The 16,637-nt window shown below is 63.3% G+C and carries 14 protein-coding genes; 11 read left to right on the plus strand and 3 right to left on the minus strand.

Going from position 1 to position 16,637, the window contains the following annotated elements:
- Window positions 1-44: 44 nt before the first annotated feature.
- Both ileS and N2600_RS02775 read left to right on the plus strand, forming a co-directional pair.
- Entirely contained in the window at window positions 45-2,936 is a 2,892-nt protein-coding gene (ileS, locus tag N2600_RS02770) for an isoleucine--tRNA ligase (RefSeq protein ID WP_260297903.1), read from the plus strand.
- 133 nt (window positions 2,937-3,069) lie between these two features.
- Window positions 3,070-3,699, plus strand: coding sequence for a hypothetical protein (locus tag N2600_RS02775; RefSeq protein WP_017962987.1), 630 nt, complete (start codon window positions 3,070-3,072; stop codon window positions 3,697-3,699).
- 50 nt (window positions 3,700-3,749) lie between these two features.
- Here N2600_RS02775 and N2600_RS02780 read toward each other — a convergent pair whose 3' ends face one another.
- Window positions 3,750-4,187 (minus strand): nucleoside deaminase, encoded by a 438-nt coding sequence (locus N2600_RS02780; RefSeq protein ID WP_260298870.1) that lies wholly within the window; start codon window positions 4,185-4,187, stop codon window positions 3,750-3,752.
- Between the two features lie 90 nt (window positions 4,188-4,277).
- On the opposite strand from N2600_RS02780, the gene N2600_RS02785 reads away from it, so the two are divergent.
- Genes N2600_RS02785 through N2600_RS02795 form a run of 3 tightly spaced genes read left to right on the plus strand, consistent with a single transcriptional unit; the run spans window position 4,278 to window position 7,791 of the window.
- Window positions 4,278-6,356, plus strand: coding sequence for a pseudouridine synthase (locus N2600_RS02785; protein ID WP_260297904.1), 2,079 nt, complete (start codon window positions 4,278-4,280; stop codon window positions 6,354-6,356).
- Window positions 6,337-6,897 (plus strand): 16S rRNA (guanine(966)-N(2))-methyltransferase RsmD, encoded by a 561-nt coding sequence (rsmD, locus tag N2600_RS02790; RefSeq protein WP_017962990.1) that lies wholly within the window; start codon window positions 6,337-6,339, stop codon window positions 6,895-6,897. Before N2600_RS02785 ends, rsmD begins: the two co-directional genes overlap by 20 nt.
- 12 nt (window positions 6,898-6,909) lie before the next feature.
- Complete coding sequence (locus N2600_RS02795; RefSeq protein ID WP_260110199.1) at window positions 6,910-7,791, plus strand: patatin-like phospholipase family protein; 882 nt, start codon at window positions 6,910-6,912, stop codon at window positions 7,789-7,791.
- 16 nt (window positions 7,792-7,807) lie between these two features.
- Here N2600_RS02795 and N2600_RS02800 read toward each other — a convergent pair whose 3' ends face one another.
- Window positions 7,808-9,622, minus strand: coding sequence for a monovalent cation:proton antiporter-2 (CPA2) family protein (locus N2600_RS02800; protein ID WP_222385755.1), 1,815 nt, complete (start codon window positions 9,620-9,622; stop codon window positions 7,808-7,810).
- A gap of 119 nt (window positions 9,623-9,741) precedes the next feature.
- Between N2600_RS02800 and N2600_RS02805 the strand changes: the two genes are divergently transcribed.
- The 6 genes from N2600_RS02805 to lpxK all read left to right on the plus strand — a co-directional run bounded on the left by N2600_RS02805 (window position 9,742) and on the right by lpxK (window position 15,687).
- Window positions 9,742-11,088 carry a TldD/PmbA family protein gene (locus N2600_RS02805; RefSeq protein WP_222385756.1) on the plus strand — a complete coding sequence of 449 codons (1,347 nt, stop codon included), beginning with the start codon at window positions 9,742-9,744 and terminating at the stop codon, window positions 11,086-11,088.
- 78 nt (window positions 11,089-11,166) lie between these two features.
- A complete protein-coding gene (locus N2600_RS02810; RefSeq protein WP_260297905.1) occupies window positions 11,167-11,976 on the plus strand; it encodes a 3'(2'),5'-bisphosphate nucleotidase CysQ in 810 nt (269 codons plus the stop codon).
- A gap of 62 nt (window positions 11,977-12,038) precedes the next feature.
- Window positions 12,039-12,287 carry a DUF4170 domain-containing protein gene (locus N2600_RS02815; protein WP_017962996.1) on the plus strand — a complete coding sequence of 83 codons (249 nt, stop codon included), beginning with the start codon at window positions 12,039-12,041 and terminating at the stop codon, window positions 12,285-12,287.
- A 170-nt stretch (window positions 12,288-12,457) separates the two neighbouring features.
- Window positions 12,458-13,777: a lipid IV(A) 3-deoxy-D-manno-octulosonic acid transferase gene (gene waaA, locus N2600_RS02820; RefSeq protein WP_222385758.1), complete on the plus strand. Its 1,320-nt coding sequence runs from the start codon at window positions 12,458-12,460 to the stop codon at window positions 13,775-13,777.
- Window positions 13,778-13,786: 9 nt separating this feature from the next.
- Window positions 13,787-14,509, plus strand: coding sequence for an HAD family hydrolase (locus N2600_RS02825; RefSeq protein WP_260297906.1), 723 nt, complete (start codon window positions 13,787-13,789; stop codon window positions 14,507-14,509).
- A 104-nt stretch (window positions 14,510-14,613) separates the two neighbouring features.
- Window positions 14,614-15,687 (plus strand): tetraacyldisaccharide 4'-kinase, encoded by a 1,074-nt coding sequence (gene lpxK, locus N2600_RS02830; protein ID WP_222385760.1) that lies wholly within the window; start codon window positions 14,614-14,616, stop codon window positions 15,685-15,687.
- Window positions 15,688-15,739: 52 nt separating this feature from the next.
- Here the strand turns inward: lpxK and N2600_RS02835 are convergent, their stop codons facing one another.
- Window positions 15,740-16,624 carry a GntR family transcriptional regulator gene (locus tag N2600_RS02835; protein WP_222385761.1) on the minus strand — a complete coding sequence of 295 codons (885 nt, stop codon included), beginning with the start codon at window positions 16,622-16,624 and terminating at the stop codon, window positions 15,740-15,742.
- Window positions 16,625-16,637: the final 13 nt, after the last annotated feature.

Genomic DNA, 16,637 nt, shown 5'->3' on the forward strand with positions numbered 1-16,637 from the left:
CGTTGCGCCCCTTCCTGGGCCGCCAGAAAACGATTGTCAGACATATGACCGACACAGCCGAAAAGATCGACTATTCGAAGACCCTCTATTTGCCCGAGACCGATTTTCCCATGCGCGCCGGCCTGCCGCAGAAGGAACCGGAACTCGTCAAGCGCTGGCAGGAGATGGGTCTTTACAAGAAACTGCGTGCTTCCGCCGCCGGCCGCGAGAAATTCGTCCTTCACGATGGCCCGCCCTATGCCAACGGCAACATCCATATCGGCCACGCGCTGAACAAGATCCTCAAGGACGTCATCAACCGTTCGTTCCAGATGCGCGGCTACGACGCCAATTACGTGCCCGGCTGGGATTGCCACGGCCTGCCGATCGAATGGAAGATCGAGGAGAAGTACCGCGAGAAGGGCAAGAACAAGGACGAGGTCCCGGTCAATGAATTCCGCCGGGAATGCCGTGAATTCGCCGCCGGCTGGATCAAGGTCCAGGCGGAAGAGTTCAAGCGTCTCGGCATCGAGGGCGACTTCGACAATCCCTATACGACGATGAACTTCCATGCGGAATCGCGCATCGCCGGCGAACTTTTGAAGATCGCCGCAAGCGGTCAGCTTTATCGCGGCTCCAAGCCGATCATGTGGTCGGTCGTCGAGCGTACGGCGCTGGCCGAGGCCGAGGTCGAATACCAGGATTATGAGAGCGACACGATCTGGGTGAAATTCCCCGTCGTCGAAGGTCCGGCCGCGCTCAAGGATGCGTTCGTCGTCATCTGGACGACCACGCCCTGGACAATCCCCGGCAACCGCGCGGTCTCCTTTTCACCGCGCATCTCCTACGGCCTCTATGAAGTAACGGTCGCCGAGAACGATTTTGGCCCGCGTCCTGGCGAGAAGCTGATCTTTGCCGATAAATTGGCCGAAGAATCTTTTGCCAAGGCCAAGCTGCAATACAAGCGCTTGCGTGATGTCTCTGCGGCCGACTTCGCAGAAATGACCTGTGCCCATCCCTTCAAGGGTCTCGGCGACGGCTATGAATTCCTCGTGCCGCTGCTCGATGGCGACCACGTCACCGATGACGCCGGCACCGGCTTCGTCCACACCGCACCCAGCCACGGCCGCGAAGACTTCGATGCCTGGATGTCGGCTGTCCGCACGCTTGAGGCGCGCGGCATCGACACCAAGATCCCGTTCCCGGTCGACGACGGCGGCTTCTACACATCGGACGCTCCCGGCTTCGAGGGCGCCCGCGTCATCGACGACAACGGCAAGAAGGGCGATGCCAACGACCGTGTCATCAGGGAATTGATCGCCCGCGGCGCGCTCTTTGCCCGCGGCCGGCTGAAGCACCAGTATCCGCATTCCTGGCGCTCGAAGAAGCCGGTCATCTTCCGCAACACGCCGCAATGGTTCGTCTATATGGACAAGACCCTTGCCGACGGCACGACGCTGCGCTCGCGCGCGCTCGGTGCGATCGATGAGACGCGCTTCGTGCCGGCCGCCGGCCAGAACCGCCTGCGCGCCATGATCGAGGGCCGCCCGGACTGGGTGCTCTCGCGCCAGCGCGCCTGGGGCGTGCCGATCGCCGTCTTTGCCGACGATGAGGGCGAGGTTCTGGTCGATGAAGCCGTCAACGCCCGTATCCTCGAAGCCTTCGAACATGAGGGCGCCGACGCCTGGTTTGCCGAAGGCGCCAAGGAGCGTTTCCTCGGCAATGATCACGACCATTCCCGCTGGACCCAGGTCATGGATATCCTCGACGTCTGGTTCGACTCTGGCTCGACGCACACCTTCACGCTCGAAGACCGCCCGGATCTGAAGTGGCCGGCCGATCTTTATCTCGAAGGTTCCGACCAGCATCGCGGTTGGTTCCATTCGTCGCTGCTGGAATCGGCGGCCACCCGCGGCCGTGCGCCTTACAACGCCGTCCTCACCCATGGTTTCACCATGGACGAGAAGGGCGAGAAGATGTCGAAGTCGAAGGGCAACGTCACAGCCCCTCAGGAGGTGATGAAGGATGCCGGCGCCGATATCCTGCGCCTCTGGGTGATGACCTCGGATTATGCCGACGACCTGCGCGTCGGCAAGACGATCATCCAGACCAATGTCGATGCCTATCGCAAACTGCGCAACACCATCCGCTGGATGCTCGGCACGCTCGCCCACGACAAGGGCGAGGAGATCGCGCTTGCCGACCTGCCGGAGCTGGAGCAGCTGATGCTGCACCGGCTGGCCGAACTCGACGAGCTGGTGCGCGAGAACTACGATGCCTTCGACTTCAAGAAGATCGCCCGCGCGCTGATCGATTTCGCCAATGTCGAGCTGTCGGCCTTCTATTTCGATGTCCGCAAGGATGCGCTCTATTGCGACGCGCCTTCGAGCCTGCGTCGGCGCGCCAGCTTGCACGTCATCCGCCAGATCTTCGATTGCATGGTGACATGGCTTGCCCCGATGCTGCCCTTCACCACGGAGGAGGCCTGGCTGTCGCGCAACCCGTCCGCCGTTTCAGTGCATTTGGAGCAGTTTGCCCCGGTTGCAAAGGAATGGCGCAACGATGTCCTTGCCGAGAAGTGGAAGAAGATCCGCGCCGTGCGTTCGGTCGTGACCGGCGCCCTGGAAATCGAGCGCAAGGACAAGCGCATCGGCTCCTCGCTGGAAGCGGCTCCCGTCGTCCATATCGCCGATCCGGAATTGCTGAAGGCGCTGGAAGGCCAGGACTTCACCGAAGTCTGCATCACCTCGGCAATCGAGATCAAGGCCGGCGAAGGCCCAGCGGATGCTTTCCGCCTAGCTGAGGTGCCTCAGGTCAGCGTCGTGCCGAAGCTTGCAGAGGGTGAAAAATGCGCCCGCTCCTGGCGCATCACCAGGGATGTCGGTTCTGATCCGGAATATCCCGATGTTTCGGCCCGCGACGCTGCTGCCCTTCGCGAACTCGCCGCGCTCACGTGAAGAATATTGCCGGGTGAATTGCGCTTTCGCGGTTCATCCGGTAAAAGCTGCCTGAAAATGGCCGGATTTTTGCGTCAGGGGGACGGTTGTCCGATTGGGCGACGATTGCACCGGCTGGGCTGGAAGGGTTTTCATGTTAGCAACGCATTGGTTCCGTATGGGCGCCTGCCTGTCTGTCGTCGTGGCGGGATGTTCCCTGGTGTCCGGTTGCGCCAGCAGCCCCACCTACGGCACCGACAAGACCGCCATGGAACAGTTGACCGACGATCTCGGCCAGTCCGTCTCGTTGACCGGTCCGGACCCGAAGAACAAGGGCGTCAAGTACACGCCGCGTCCGACGCTGGTGCTGCCGGCGCAGGCGCAGAAGGAGACCCTCGTTGCGCCGCAGCAGACGGTCGCCAACAAGGACAATCCGCAATGGCTGGAATCGCCGGAGGAGACCCGCGCCCGTCTCGTTTCGGAAGCCGACGCGAATTCGGACAATCCGAATTACCGCTCGCCGCTCGCAAGCTCTGCGATCGAAGGCGGCCGGCGCACGACGGAAGAACAGACCAAGGCCTATCGCGAAGCCCGCGCCTTGCAGAAGGGCTCCTATATCGATCAGCGCCGCTATATATCGGATCCGCCGCCCGGCTACCGCACTGTCGACGATCCGGCAAAGCTCGATGATGTCGGCGAGCCCGAACTCAAGAAGCAGAAAAAGCGCAAGAAGGATGCAGCTGTCGCCAACACCGGCAAGCAGTGGTGGAACCTCCTGCAATAGCATGTTCGGCGCGCCGGCAAGGATGACGGCGCCGCGCACCGGCGCTGGGATTACGGCGCCTCTCTCTTTTGCGAAAAGAACCTTCGCAGCATATTGGCCGATTGGACCTCGTTGAAACCGGAATAGACCTCCGGAGCGTGGTGACAGGTCGGTTGCGCATAGAATCGCACGCCATTGTCGACGGCGCCGCCCTTCGGGTCCTCGGCGCCGTAATAGAGCCTGCGGATACGCGCAAACGAGATGGCTGCTGCGCACATGGTGCAAGGCTCCAGCGTCACGTAGAGATCGGCGCCGACAAGACGTTCCTGCCCGAGCGCTTCGCAGGCGAGCCGGATCGCGGCGATTTCGGCATGCGCGGTCACGTCTTTCAGCTCGCGCGTGCGGTTTCCGGAGCGTGAAACGGCAATATCGTCGACAACGACGACGGCGCCGATCGGTACCTCGCCGCGTTCTCCGGCGGCACGCGCCTCTTCGAGGGCCATCTCCATGAAACGATTTGTCTTCACGATCGCAAGAATTTCCACTTAACCGCAGATGCGTGACCTGATAGACAGGCCGAAAAGGCAGGCAAACAACAAATGACACCCAAAGACAAGCCAAAACGCCCGGGCGCAAAGCCCTTTTCACGGGGCACCGGGCCGAAGCCGGGCGATGCGAAGCCGGCAAAGGCTGCAGCCGCACGTCCAATCGCGGCCGAGACCGACGGCGAGGCCAAGGCCGAACGCATTTCCAAGGTGATGGCGCGCGCCGGCGTCGCCTCCCGCCGCGACATTGAACGCATGATCATGGAAGGCCGTGTGACGCTGAACGGCGGGGTTCTCGAAACTCCCGTCGTCAACGTCACGCTCGCCGACCGCATCGAAGTCGACGGCGTGCCGATCCGCGGCATCGAGCGGACCAGGCTGTGGCTCTATCATAAGCCCACCGGGCTGGTGACCACCAATGCCGATCCGGAAGGCCGGCCGACTGTCTTCGACAACCTACCGGAAGAACTGCCGCGCGTCATGTCGATCGGCCGGCTCGACATCAATACCGAAGGCCTGCTGCTTTTGACCAATGACGGCGGTCTCGCCCGGGCGCTCGAGCTGCCGGCGACCGGCTGGCTGAGACGTTACCGGGTCCGCGCCCATGGCGAGATCGATCAGGACGCGCTCGACAAGCTGAAGGACGGCATCGCCGTCGACGGCGTGCTCTACGGCTCGATCGAGGCGACGCTCGACCGCACACAAGGCTCGAACGTCTGGATTACCATGGGTCTTCGCGAAGGCAAGAACCGCGAAATCAAGAACGTGCTCGGGGCGCTCGGTCTCGACGTCAATCGCCTGATCCGTATTTCCTATGGCCCGTTCCAGCTCGGCGACCTGCCGGAAGGCCATGTCGTCGAAGTGCGCGGCCGCACGCTGCGCGACCAGCTCGGCCCGCGCCTCATCGAGGAAGCCAAGGCGAATTTCGACGCGCCCATCTACAATGCGACGGCGGTTGCCGCCGAGGAAGAGGCGGAGCCGGCAGCACCGGAAAAGCGCGAACGGCCGCGCCGCGACGAGGACAAGCGCGAACGGGCGCTGAGCCGCCTCGACACCAAACGCGACGACCGCCACGGCGGCGCGCGCAGAGACGACGATCGCCGTGACGGCGGCCGCCGGGACGACGAGAAGCCGAAGCGTCCCCAGCCGCTCGGCCAGCGCCGCAGCGCCAATGTCTGGATGGCGCCGGGCGCCCGGCCGCTCGGCGAAAAGGCCGCGGCGAAAGCTGCCAAGAATGCGCAGACCGCACGCAAGCGCGGCGAGCAGCCGCCTGCAAAAGGCACTGGTTTCGATCGCATCGAAGATCGCCCGCGCACCCAGGTGAACCGTGTGCGCGAAGAGGATGGCGAATGGATCCGCTCGAGCGAAGAGCCCCGCCGCAAGGATGAGGGCGAGGGCTTCGGCCGCAAGCGCGGCTTTGGCGATCGCTCCGCCCGCGAAGACCGCGGTTCTGGCGACCGCCCGGCGCGCGGCGACCGGCCGTTCGGTGATCGTCCCTCGCGTGGAGATCGTCCCTTCGGCGACAAGCCGCGGGGTGATCGCAAGCCGCGTGCGGATGGTGACGAGCGGCCTCGGGCGGCGAGAAGCTCCGCCGGTGAGGGCCGTTCGGAGCGTCCGCGCGGCGACCGGCCGTTCGGCGATCGTCCCTCGCGTGGAGATCGTCCCTTTGGCGACAAGCCTCGCGGTGATCGCAAGCCGCGTGCGGATGGTGACGAGCGGCCTCGGGCGGCGAGAAGCTCCGCCGGTGAGGGCCGTTCGGAGCGTCCGCGCGGCGACCGGCCGTTCGGCGATCGGCCGTCGCGTGGAGACCGGCCCTTCGGCGACAAGCCGCGTGGTGATCGCAGGCCGCGCGAGGAAGGCGACGAACGTCCGCGGGCAGCCAGAAGTTTTGCCAGTGAGGGCCGCTCCGAGCGTCCGCGCGGCGAGAGATCGTTCGGCGACAAGCCTTCTGGTGACAAGCCCCGCGGCAAGAGCTTCGCGGGCAAGCCCGGCGGGCCTAAGAATTTTTCCGGCAAGCCGAAAGGCGCCAAGCCGGGCGGTGACAGGCCGGGCGGCGACAGGCCTGCGGGCGGGCCGTCCAGAGGTGGTGCTAAAGGAAAAGGAATGACGCGCGGTGCGGATCGTCGGCGGTGAGTTTCGCGGACGGCCTCTCGCCGTGCCAAAATCCAACGAGATTCGGCCGACTGCCGACCGGACGCGCGAGAGCCTGTTCAATATATTGAGTCATGCCTATCCGGAATGCGTCGATGGCACCCGGATCCTCGATCTTTTTGCCGGAACCGGCGCCGTCGGCCTCGAAGCGGTTTCACGCGGCTGTCGCCATGCGCTCTTCGTCGAAAACAGCGTCGAGGGCAGGGCGCTGCTCTGGGAGAACATCGATGCGCTCGGCCTGCACGGCCGCACCCGCATCCTGCGCCGGGATGCGACCGATCTCGGCAGCGTCGGCAATCTCGAATCCTTCGACGTGCTCTTTGCCGACCCGCCCTATGGCAAGGGTCTCGGCGAAAAGGCGATGGCGGCGGCGGCCGAAGGGGGCTGGCTGCGGCCAGGCGCCATTGCGGTGCTCGAAGAACGCGCCGATGTTGTCGTTTCCGTCCATCCTTCCTATGTTTTCCTCGAAAGCCGCATCTTTGGCGATACGAGGGTGCATTTCTTCCGATATCAGCCGCAATAAGCGGGGGCGGGCGTGCAGCAGGCAGAGATCATCAGCCCGAAATTGCCTGCGATCAGCGATGTGCCGACGGTCGCAGTCGCTTTTGGCGGCGGCGGTGCGCGTGGGCTTTCCCATATCCATGTCATCGAGACGCTCGATGAACTCGGCATCCGCCCGGTGGCGGTATCAGGCTCGTCGATCGGCGCGATCATGGCGGCCGGCATGGCGGCTGGCATGTCGGGCGCCGAAATCCGCGAACATGCGCTGACGACCGTCGGCAACAAGACGGCGGTCGTCGCCCGCATCTGGGGTCTGAGGCCGGCGACGGTGCGCGATGCGGTGGCCAAGGGTATCCGCATCGGCCAGTTCAACCTGGAGCGGATCCTGAAAGCCTTCCTGCCGTCCGAGCTGCCGGCCCGCTTCGAGGATCTGCTGGTCCCGATGAAGGTCATCACCACGGATTATTACGGCCAGTGCGAAGTCATCATCGAACAGGGCGAGCTGTTTCCGGCACTCGCCGCCTCTTCCGCCATCCCCGCCGTCTTCATGCCGGTGCGCCTGCGCGACCGCGTGATGATCGACGGCGGCATCAGCAATCCGGTGCCCTATGAATGCCTGATGGATCTTGCCGACATCGTCATCGGCATCGATGTCGTCGGCGCGCCGGAAGGTGACGGCACCCATATTCCGAACCGCATGGAGAGCATCTTCGGTTCCGGCCAGCTGATGATGCAGACGGCGATCTCGCTGAAGCTGAAGCTTCGCCCGCCGCATATCTTCCTGCGCCCGACGGTCGGCCGCACCGGCGTCATGGATTTCCTCAAGGCCCGCGAAGTCCTCGCCATGTCCGTCGGCGTCAAGGACGACCTGAAATTCGCCCTTGACCGGGAAATCGAGGCTCGGCTGAAGAAATAATGCTCCATTCCTTCGTCTAAGCGTCCGCCGCTGCATCCACGGTTCCAGCTAGCGGGTCGTCCTCGAAGGGATCGGCAGCGCGCTTCGGCTTGACCAGCGGTTCGGGGCGGACGGGGTGGGAAAACAGCATGTCGCGCCCGGCCTGCAACCCTTCGGACACCTGCAGCACCAGGCGCGCCTCATCGCGCTTGCGGATATCCTCACCGATCTCATAGGCATCAACCTCGGAAACGCCGAGCGCCTCCAGTGTTCGCCGTCCGAAGAGCAGCCCCGATTCCAGCGTTTCACGCAGCTCGTAGTCGACGCCCTTGTTGCGCAGTTCGATTGAGTGGATGCGGTCGTAGGAGCGCACGTAGAGCCGCGTGTGCGGATAGTCGGCCTGCACCAGCTCTACTATCTTGTCGGTGAGTTCCTTCTTCTGCGTGCAGACAAGCACGATCTTTGCCCGGTCGATGCCGGCCGAGCGCAACACGTCCTTGCGGGCGCCGTCGCCGAAATAGATGCGAAAGCCGAAGGAGGAGGCCTGGCGGATGCGGTCGGCCGAAAAATCGATGACGGTGACGCTGCGCCCGCCGGCAAGCAGGATCTGGGCGGCGATCTGGCCGAAACGGGAGAAGCCGACCATCAGCACGTCGGCGCCCGCGCCTTCGAAATCCTCGTCCAGTTCCTCCTGTTCGTCGCCGTTGAGCAGCCGCTTCGAAAGGGCCGCCCCGATCGGCGTCAGCGCCATCGACAGCGTGACGATTGCGATCAGCAGCGAGGCGGTGCTCGTCGACATCAGCCCGGTCGTACCTGCTGCGGTGAACAGCACGAAGCCGAATTCGCCGCCCTGCGGCAGCAGGAAGGCGATGCGGATCGCATCGTTGTGCGGGGACCCCGAGATCCGGCAGAGCCCATAGATGACGATCGCCTTCACGCCCATGATGATCGGCACGGCGATGATGACGAAGAGCGCATTGTCAGCGAGGACGTCGAGTTCCAGCGACAGGCCGACGGCGATGAAGAAGATGGCGAGCAACACGCCGCGGAACGGCTCGATATCCGCCTCCAACTCGTGCCGATAGGAGGATTCGGCAAGCATCACGCCGGATAGGAAGGCGCCCATCGCCATCGAAAGCCCTGCAAGCTGCATCAGGCTCGCCGATCCCATGACGACGAAGAGGGCTGCGGCGATCATCGCCTCGCGCGCGCCGGTGCGGGCGATGATCTGGAAAAGCGGCGTCAGCAGGTAGCGCCCCATGACGATCATCGCCGCAACCGCGCCGACGGCGACGGCGAAATCGAAGAGCGGCGCGTTGTTGCCCTTGTCGCCGCCGTCGAGGATGGTGATCAGCGCCAGCAGCGGCACGATCGCCAGGTCCTGGAACAGTAGCATCGAAAAGGAGCGCTGCCCGTATCTCGTATTGACGTCGCCGTCGCCCTCTAGGATCTGCATGGCAAAGGCCGTCGAAGACAGCGCCAGGCCGAAGCCGGCAATGATGCCGCCGCGCCAGTCGAGAACCTGGGAAAACCAGGCAAGTGCAGTCAGCGCCAGCCCCGTCACCACCACCTGCGCCGTGCCGAGGCCGAAGATGTCGCGCCGCATCTGCCAGAGGCGGGTGGGTTTCAACTCCAGCCCGATGATGAAGAGCAGGAAAACGACGCCGAGTTCGGCGACGGCGAGGATCTGTTCGCCATCGGTAATGCCGTGGAAGACCGGGCCGATGACGATGCCCGCGGCGAGGTAGCCGAGCACCGTGCCGAGCCCGAGTTTCTTGAAGATCGGCGCGGCGACCACCGCGCCGCCAAGCAGCAGGATCGTTTCGGAAAAAAGGGCATTGGGCGCTGACATGCTGGCAATTTCTTTCAACGGCGGGGAGCAAGCAAGCAGCCCCGACAAAGAATCGGCGGCGGCGGCCTTGATGCTTTGGAGAGTGCACAATAAATGGAAGCCGAAGGAAAGGCCAAATCATGTCCTCTGAAATCGATTCCTCGACACTTCTTTCCCGCGCAAGTCAATTGATCGATCTGGCGAGGAAGGCAGGGGCCGATGCCGCCGACGCTGTCGTCGTCCGGTCGCGCTCACAGTCGGTCAGCGTCCGCCTCGGCAAGGTCGAGGGCACGGAATCCTCCGAAAGCGACGATTTTTCCCTGCGCGTCTTCATCGGCAAGCGTGTCGCCAGCGTTTCGGCCAATCCGGGCTTCGATCTCCAGGCGCTGGCCGAACGCGCCGTCGCCATGGCCAAGGTTTCCCCGGAAGACCCCTTCGCCTGCCTTGCGGATGAGGCGAGCCTTTCGAAATCCTATCCCGACCTGCAATTGCTCGACACCACCGACGTCTCCTCCGAGATGCTGCGCGAGGCGAGCCTTGCCGCAGAAGCAGCCGCCCTTGCGGTCAAGGGCGTGACCAATTCCTCCGGCGCCGGTGCGTCGGCTGGCATGGGTGGCCTCGTTCTTGTCACCTCGCACGGTTTCGAGGGCAGTTACATGGCCTCGCGTTTCGGCCATTCCGTCAGCGTCATCGCTGGCGAAGGCACCGGCATGGAACGCGACTATGATTTCGACAGCCGCCTCTATTATGCCGAGCTCGACGACCCCGCTGAAATCGGCCGTCGCGCCGGCGAACGGGTGATCAAGCGCATCAATCCGCGCCAGGTGCCGACCGGCAAGGACGTCACGGTGATCTTCGACCCGCGTGTCGCCCGCGGCTTCATCGGCCATATCGCCGGTGCGATCAATGGCGCTGCCGTCGCCCGCAAGTCGAGCTTCCTGCGCGACAAGATGGGTCAACAGGTGCTGAAATCCGGCCTGTCGATCACCGACGATCCGCTGATCGTGCGGGGGCCTTCCTCGCGGCCCTTCGACGGCGAGGGTGTGTCCGGCGAGCGGCTGGTGATGATCGAGGACGGCATCTTGAAGCACTGGTTCCTCTCGACGTCGACCGCGCGCGAGTTGGGTCTGGAGACCAACGGCCGCGGCGTGCGCGGTGGCACTGCCGTCTCGCCCTCCTCCACCAACCTTGCCCTGGAGCCGGGCGACATCTCGCCGGAGGAACTGATCCGCAGCATCGGCAACGGTTTTTACGTCACCGAATTGATCGGCCACGGCGTCAACATGATCACCGGCGAATACAGCCGCGGCGCCACCGGCTTCTGGATCGAGAACGGCGAACTCACCTTCCCGGTCTCCGAGGTGACGATCGCCTCGAACCTCAAGGAGATGTTCATGCGCCTGACGCCGGCAAACGACATCGACCGCAAATTCGGCGTCGCGGCCCCCACCTTCGCCATCGAAGGCATGACGCTCGCAGGGCGCTAGAGCATGATGCCGAAAAATGTGAGCGGTTTTCGGGCGACATCATGCTCTCACTATTGAATTGAGAAATGGATTGATCTGATGAGCGACGTGGAAAAGGCCCGCTGGCAGAGCGATCTCGCGCTGATCGCCGATGCTGCGAAAGAGGCGGGCGCCGTCGCTTTCAGCTTCTTCAACCAGTCTCCTGAGGTCTGGTGGAAGAATAAGGATCGCTCTCCCGTCAGCGCCGCCGATTTCGCCGCAAACAAGACGCTCGAGACCATCCTGCGCAAAGCCCGGCCGGATTATGGCTGGCTGTCGGAAGAAACCGAGGACGATGCCGACCGTCTCTCACGCGAGACGCTGTTCATCATCGATCCGATCGACGGCACGCGCGCCTTCCTTGGCGGCCAGAGGGTCTGGTGCGTCAGCGTCGCGGTGGTTCATCGCGGCCGGCCGGTCGCCGGTGTGCTCTATGCCCCGGCGCTCGAGGAGTTTTATGAGGCGGTCGAGGGCGGCGTCGCGCTGAAGAACGGCGTCCCCTTCACCGTCTCGGCCGCCGGACCGGAAGAGATGAGCCGCCTTGCGATCGGCGAAGACCTGCTGAAGGCCTTCCCGTCGGAGTTTCGTGACCGGGTCACGCGCGAGAAATACATTCCTTCGCTCGCCTATCGCATCGCCATGGTCGCGGACGGTCGTCTGGAAGGCACCTTCGTCAAGGGCAATTCACATGATTGGGACCTTGCCGCCGCCGATCTGATCCTCGTTTGCGCCGGCGGCGGTCTCGTCGACCTCGAAGGCAGGCCGATCGTCTACAACCGCGCCGATGCCACCCATAAAGTCCTCTGCGCGGCCCCGACGCACCGCCTTGGCGAATTCCTCGCGGCCTTTGCGGGACGACGAGACAGTTGACGTTTCCGTCAAAATCCCGCAGATGGGGTGGCGGAGGAGAATAGGCAGAAAGAGAACAAAAAATGACTGAATCCGGTGACAAGAAGCAGCTTTTGCATCTCGTTTTTGGCGGCGAACTGGAAAGCCTCGATGACGTCCAGTTCCGTGATCTGCAGGGTCTCGATATCGTCGGCATTTTCCCGGATTATGCCACGGCGCTGACAGCCTGGAAGGCGAAGGCGCAGCAGACGGTCGACAATGCGCATATGCGCTACTTCATCGTCCACATGCATCGTCTCCTTGATCCGCAGGAAAAGGCCAAGGGCAACTGACCTCGACAAGTGCTGCCGACCGACCGCTCGGCGAGCGGGGTTTTCGTGCATCGACGCCCGTCGATCCGGATTGTTTGACGCATTCTGAACAAATTGATCGGTCATTGCGGCCGCAACGATAATGAGGGAATGGGTTTGATGTCGATCGGTTTGGATCGGAGGCTGGCGCAATGAGCTCGCGAATGGCGCGGTTCGGTCTGAGCGCATATCGTCTGGCGGGAACCGTTGCCTCTCCTGTTGTCGGCCTTTATCTCCACTACCGCACGGCCAAAGGCAAGGAAGACCGCGCGCGCCGCCTGGAGCGCTTCGGCTATCCGAGTGCCAACCGGCCGCAGGGCCCGCTCCTCTGGTTCCACGCCGCAAGCGTCGGTGAAACCAATGCCGTCATCCCGCTGATCCGCGAAATCCGCCGCCGCGACATCCATGTCGTCCTGACGACCGGCACCATCACATCCGCCAAGCTCGCTGCCGAGCGCCTCGGCCAGGAAGCGATCCATCAATATGTGCCGCTCGACCTGAAGCCCTCCGTCAGCCGTTTCCTTGACTATTGGCAGCCCGATTGCGCCATCATCGCCGAATCCGAGATCTGGCCGGCAACGGTGCTGGAGCTTGGCCGCCGCCGCATTCCGCAGATCCTGATCAATGCCCGCATGTCGGACCGCTCCTTCGCCCGCTGGCGCCGCCGCCCGGCGATCGCCGAAGCCTTGTTCGAGAATCTTGCCCTCGTCATCGCCCAGTCGGATGTCGATGCCGAACGTTTCCGCGATCTCGGCGCCGTCCCCGTCATCACGTCGGGCAATCTGAAGGTCGATACCGACGCACCACCTTATGACAGCGCTGTCTTCGCCCGCTATAAGAAGCAGATCGGCGAGAGAAAGACCTGGGCGGCGATCTCGACCTTCGACGGCGAGGAGAACGCCGCCGCCATCGTTCACCGGGCGTTGAGGGAGCGCGACCGGCAATTGACGATCATCGTGCCGCGCCATCCCGAGCGTAGCGACGAGATCGAGGCGGCCCTGGTCAAGCAGGGGCTGAAGGTCGCCCGCCGCACTCGCGATGATGTCTTGTCCGCCGATGTCGATATCTTCCTCGGCGATACGATCGGCGAAATGGGCCTCTATTTGAGACTGACCGAAATTGCCTTCGTCGGCCGCTCGCTTTTTGCCGAAGGTGGCCAGAACCCACTGGAGCCGGCCATGCTCGGCTGCGCCATTCTCTCCGGCGGCCATGTGCAGAATTTCCGCGATGCCTATCAGAAGCTTGCCCGCAGCGGCAGCGCCCGCATGGTGCGCGATACCGAAATGCTGGCCAAGGGCGTGCATTACCTGCTGACCAATGACGAAGCCCGCCGCACTATGATCGAAGCCGGCATCACCGCCGTGCACGAGATGCGCGGCGCGCTGACTGCGACAGTCAAGGGGCTGGAACCCTATATCAATCCGCTGACGGTGAAGGCGCGGTTGCTGCCCAAGGCCGCGGCCCAGGTCTGAGGAGCGAACATGTCGGCTGTGGCGCCTATCAAAGGCATCCTCTTCGATAAGGACGGCACACTGCTCGACTATGATGAGAGCTGGCTGCCGGTCAACCGCGAGCTTGCCCGCATCGCCGCCCAGGGGGATGAGCTTCTCGCCAACCGGCTGCTTTCGGCCTGCGGTATGGATCCGGTGACCGGTCATATCATTCCCGACAGCCTGCTTGCCGCCGGCAATACCCGCCAGATCGCTTCGGGCCTCGTTGCCGCGGGCTCGATGGTCGATGTCGACGAGTTGACGGTCCGCCTCGACGATCTCTTTTCCAGCGCCGCCGAATTTTCCGTGCCGGTGACCGACCTTGCCGGCTTCTTCGCCCGGCTGCATCGGCGCGGCTTCAAGCTCGGTGTCGCCTCCAGCGACAATGAACGGTCGATCCGCCAAACGGCCGAACGCTTGGGTTTCGCCCGCTATGTCGATTATATCGCCGGCTACGACAGCGGTTTCGGCGTCAAGCCGGAGCCGGGCATGGTGCTCGGCTTCTGTGCCGCGACCGGTCTTTCGCCTGAAGAGGTCGCCATGGTCGGCGACAACAATCACGATCTGCACATGGGTCTGAATGCCGGCACTGGCCTGCGGATCGCGGTGCTGACCGGCACCGGTTCGCGGGAGACGCTGGCCGCCGCGGCCGATCATGTACTCGACGATATCACCGCCATCGAGACCCTGCTGCCGGACCTGCAGCCGGCCTGACGGGTAAGGGCTTGCATTTTTTCAGGTTTTGGCTTCTCAATTCCTCCGTCGAGAAGCAGGGGACTGGCCGTAAACAGAGGCGGGCAGGGGAGCGGGACGGCAAGATGATATCCGAAGCGCCGCCGTTCTGGTGGAGGAAAGCCGATTGGCGGGCCTGGCTGCTGCTGCCGCTTTCTTTTCTCTATGGCCGTATCGCCGGCCACCGCATGGCCCATGCGCGTCGCGCCTCCGTTCCCATTCCGGTCATCTGCGTCGGCAATTTCACCGTCGGAGGCGCCGGCAAGACGCCGACGGCGCTGACGATCGCCCGCGCCGCCAAGGCGAAGGGGCTGAAGCCCGGCTTTCTCAGCAGGGGCTACGGCGGCTCGCTCGATGTGACCACCGTCGTCGATCCCGGTCATCACTGGGCGATTGCCGTCGGCGACGAGCCCTTGCTGCTTGCTCAGGAAGCGCTGACGGTGATTTCCCGCCGGCGCGTCGAAGGGGCTCAGCGCCTGGTGGCGGAGGGTGCCGACCTCATCATCATGGATGACGGGTTCCAGAGCGCCCGGCTGGCGATCGATTATGCCCTGCTCGTCATCGACGCGACGCGCGGCCTCGGCAACGGCCATATCGTGCCCGGCGGCCCGGTCCGCGCTCCGATCCGCCAGCAACTGCGCTCTGCGACGGCGCTGCTGAAGGTCGGCGGCGGCAATGCCGCCGACAGGATCGTCCGCATGGCGGCGCGCGCGGCAAAGCCCTATTTCACCGCATCGCTGAAAGTGCGCGGCGACAATACGCTGGCCGGCAGCAAGGTGCTTGCCTTCGCCGGCATCGCCGATCCCGCCAAATTCTTCCGCACGGTCGAATCCCGCGGCGCCGAAATTATCATCGCCAAGTCCTTCGGAGATCACGAGCACCTGACCGAGGAGGAGATCGATGACATCCTGACGACCGCCGAACGGCAGGGCCTTCTGATCGTCACCACCTCCAAGGATTTCGTCCGCCTCTCCGGCCATCACGGCAAGGCGGCGCAGCTCGCCGAAAGGAGCCGGGTGATCGAGGTCGATATGGTTTTCGAGGATCACCTCGCCCCCAGCCTCATCATCGACCGGGCGATCGCCGCCTGCCGCGAGCGACGGCTGCGGGAGATGAAGGCCGGGGTTAAATCGATTCCGGGAAAGACTGAGCCGCTCTGACAGGCTGCTGCAAAACGTCTTGTCCTGCGCACATCTTGTATATGCAATGCGATCACGCGATCGAGTGAAGCAAAGTTTCGCGGGCGGAAGTCAGATGCAACCGGTATGCGCGATCAATCAACGCGATATTGCGGCTTTCGAGGGCTTCGATCAGCGCGAGATGTTCGCCAATGGCGACCTCATTCCGCGCGCGTTCATCACGCTTGTTCCACTGATAGTGATAGTGGAAGACCATGGCTATCACGTCTTGGAAGCTTTCGATAAAGCGGTTTGGCGCGACTGCCGTAATCAGCCGGTGGAAGCGGCTGTCCAGCTCCGAGAAATCCTGAAACCGAGCGTCGATATCCGCGAGCAGTTCCAAATGTGCCGCCCGCATCGATTGGATCTGTTTCCAGAGGGGCGACCCGTCGGGCAGGGCAGCGAAAAGCCGTGCGGAGCGCATTTCGAACATCTCTCTGATCTCGAACAATTCGAGTGCGAAACTGGCTGTGAACCCTTTAAAAACCCAGCCCGCATTCTGACGCTTCTCGATCAGCCCATATTTCTGAAATCGATTAAGAAACTCACGGACAATCGTTGTCGCGACGCCGAATTTCCGAGCCAATTCCGTCTCATTGATTTCTGTACCCGGACAGGCATCGCCGCGCAGCATCCATTCCATGAAGCTCGTCTCGACCTGTTCCGAAATCGCTAAGGTCTCTTCCTTCGGATAGCGCGCTATCTGCTGCGGTTGTTCACCTATGATCCGCCTGTGCGCTTCAGATACGATGATCCCACGTGCGGACATCCCGGCCAGCACCTTCCGCACCGTTGTTCTGCTCACGCCAAGCTGGGCGCGCAGTACATTTTCGGACGGCAATTCCTCCCCAACATCGAGCGTCCAAATGATATCGATCATATCATTGAATGCCCGCTTGAAGGTCGTATCCGTTCGCATGGCACAACTCCTG

Origin of the sequence: Rhizobium sp. WSM1274 (genome assembly GCF_025200775.1) — a bacterium.
GTDB lineage: Bacteria > Pseudomonadota > Alphaproteobacteria > Rhizobiales > Rhizobiaceae > Rhizobium > Rhizobium leguminosarum_I.

Excerpts from the sequence above, each read along its gene's own strand:
- N2600_RS02825 (WP_260297906.1), top strand. The coding sequence starts at position 13,787 with ATGTCGGCTGTGGCGCCTATCAAAGGCATCCTCTTCGATAAGGACGGC.
- N2600_RS02775 (WP_017962987.1), top strand. The coding sequence starts at position 3,070 with ATGTTAGCAACGCATTGGTTCCGTATGGGCGCCTGCCTGTCTGTCGTC.
- N2600_RS02810 (WP_260297905.1), top strand. The coding sequence starts at position 11,167 with ATGAGCGACGTGGAAAAGGCCCGCTGGCAGAGCGATCTCGCGCTGATC.
- waaA (WP_222385758.1), top strand. The coding sequence starts at position 12,458 with ATGAGCTCGCGAATGGCGCGGTTCGGTCTGAGCGCATATCGTCTGGCG.
- ileS (WP_260297903.1), top strand. The coding sequence starts at position 45 with ATGACCGACACAGCCGAAAAGATCGACTATTCGAAGACCCTCTATTTG.
- lpxK (WP_222385760.1), top strand. The coding sequence starts at position 14,614 with ATGATATCCGAAGCGCCGCCGTTCTGGTGGAGGAAAGCCGATTGGCGG.
- N2600_RS02780 (WP_260298870.1), bottom strand. The coding sequence starts at position 4,187 with ATGGAGATGGCCCTCGAAGAGGCGCGTGCCGCCGGAGAACGCGGCGAG.
- N2600_RS02800 (WP_222385755.1), bottom strand. The coding sequence starts at position 9,622 with ATGTCAGCGCCCAATGCCCTTTTTTCCGAAACGATCCTGCTGCTTGGC.
- N2600_RS02785 (WP_260297904.1), top strand. The coding sequence starts at position 4,278 with ATGACACCCAAAGACAAGCCAAAACGCCCGGGCGCAAAGCCCTTTTCA.
- N2600_RS02805 (WP_222385756.1), top strand. The coding sequence starts at position 9,742 with ATGTCCTCTGAAATCGATTCCTCGACACTTCTTTCCCGCGCAAGTCAA.
- N2600_RS02835 (WP_222385761.1), bottom strand. The coding sequence starts at position 16,624 with ATGCGAACGGATACGACCTTCAAGCGGGCATTCAATGATATGATCGAT.
- N2600_RS02815 (WP_017962996.1), top strand. The coding sequence starts at position 12,039 with ATGACTGAATCCGGTGACAAGAAGCAGCTTTTGCATCTCGTTTTTGGC.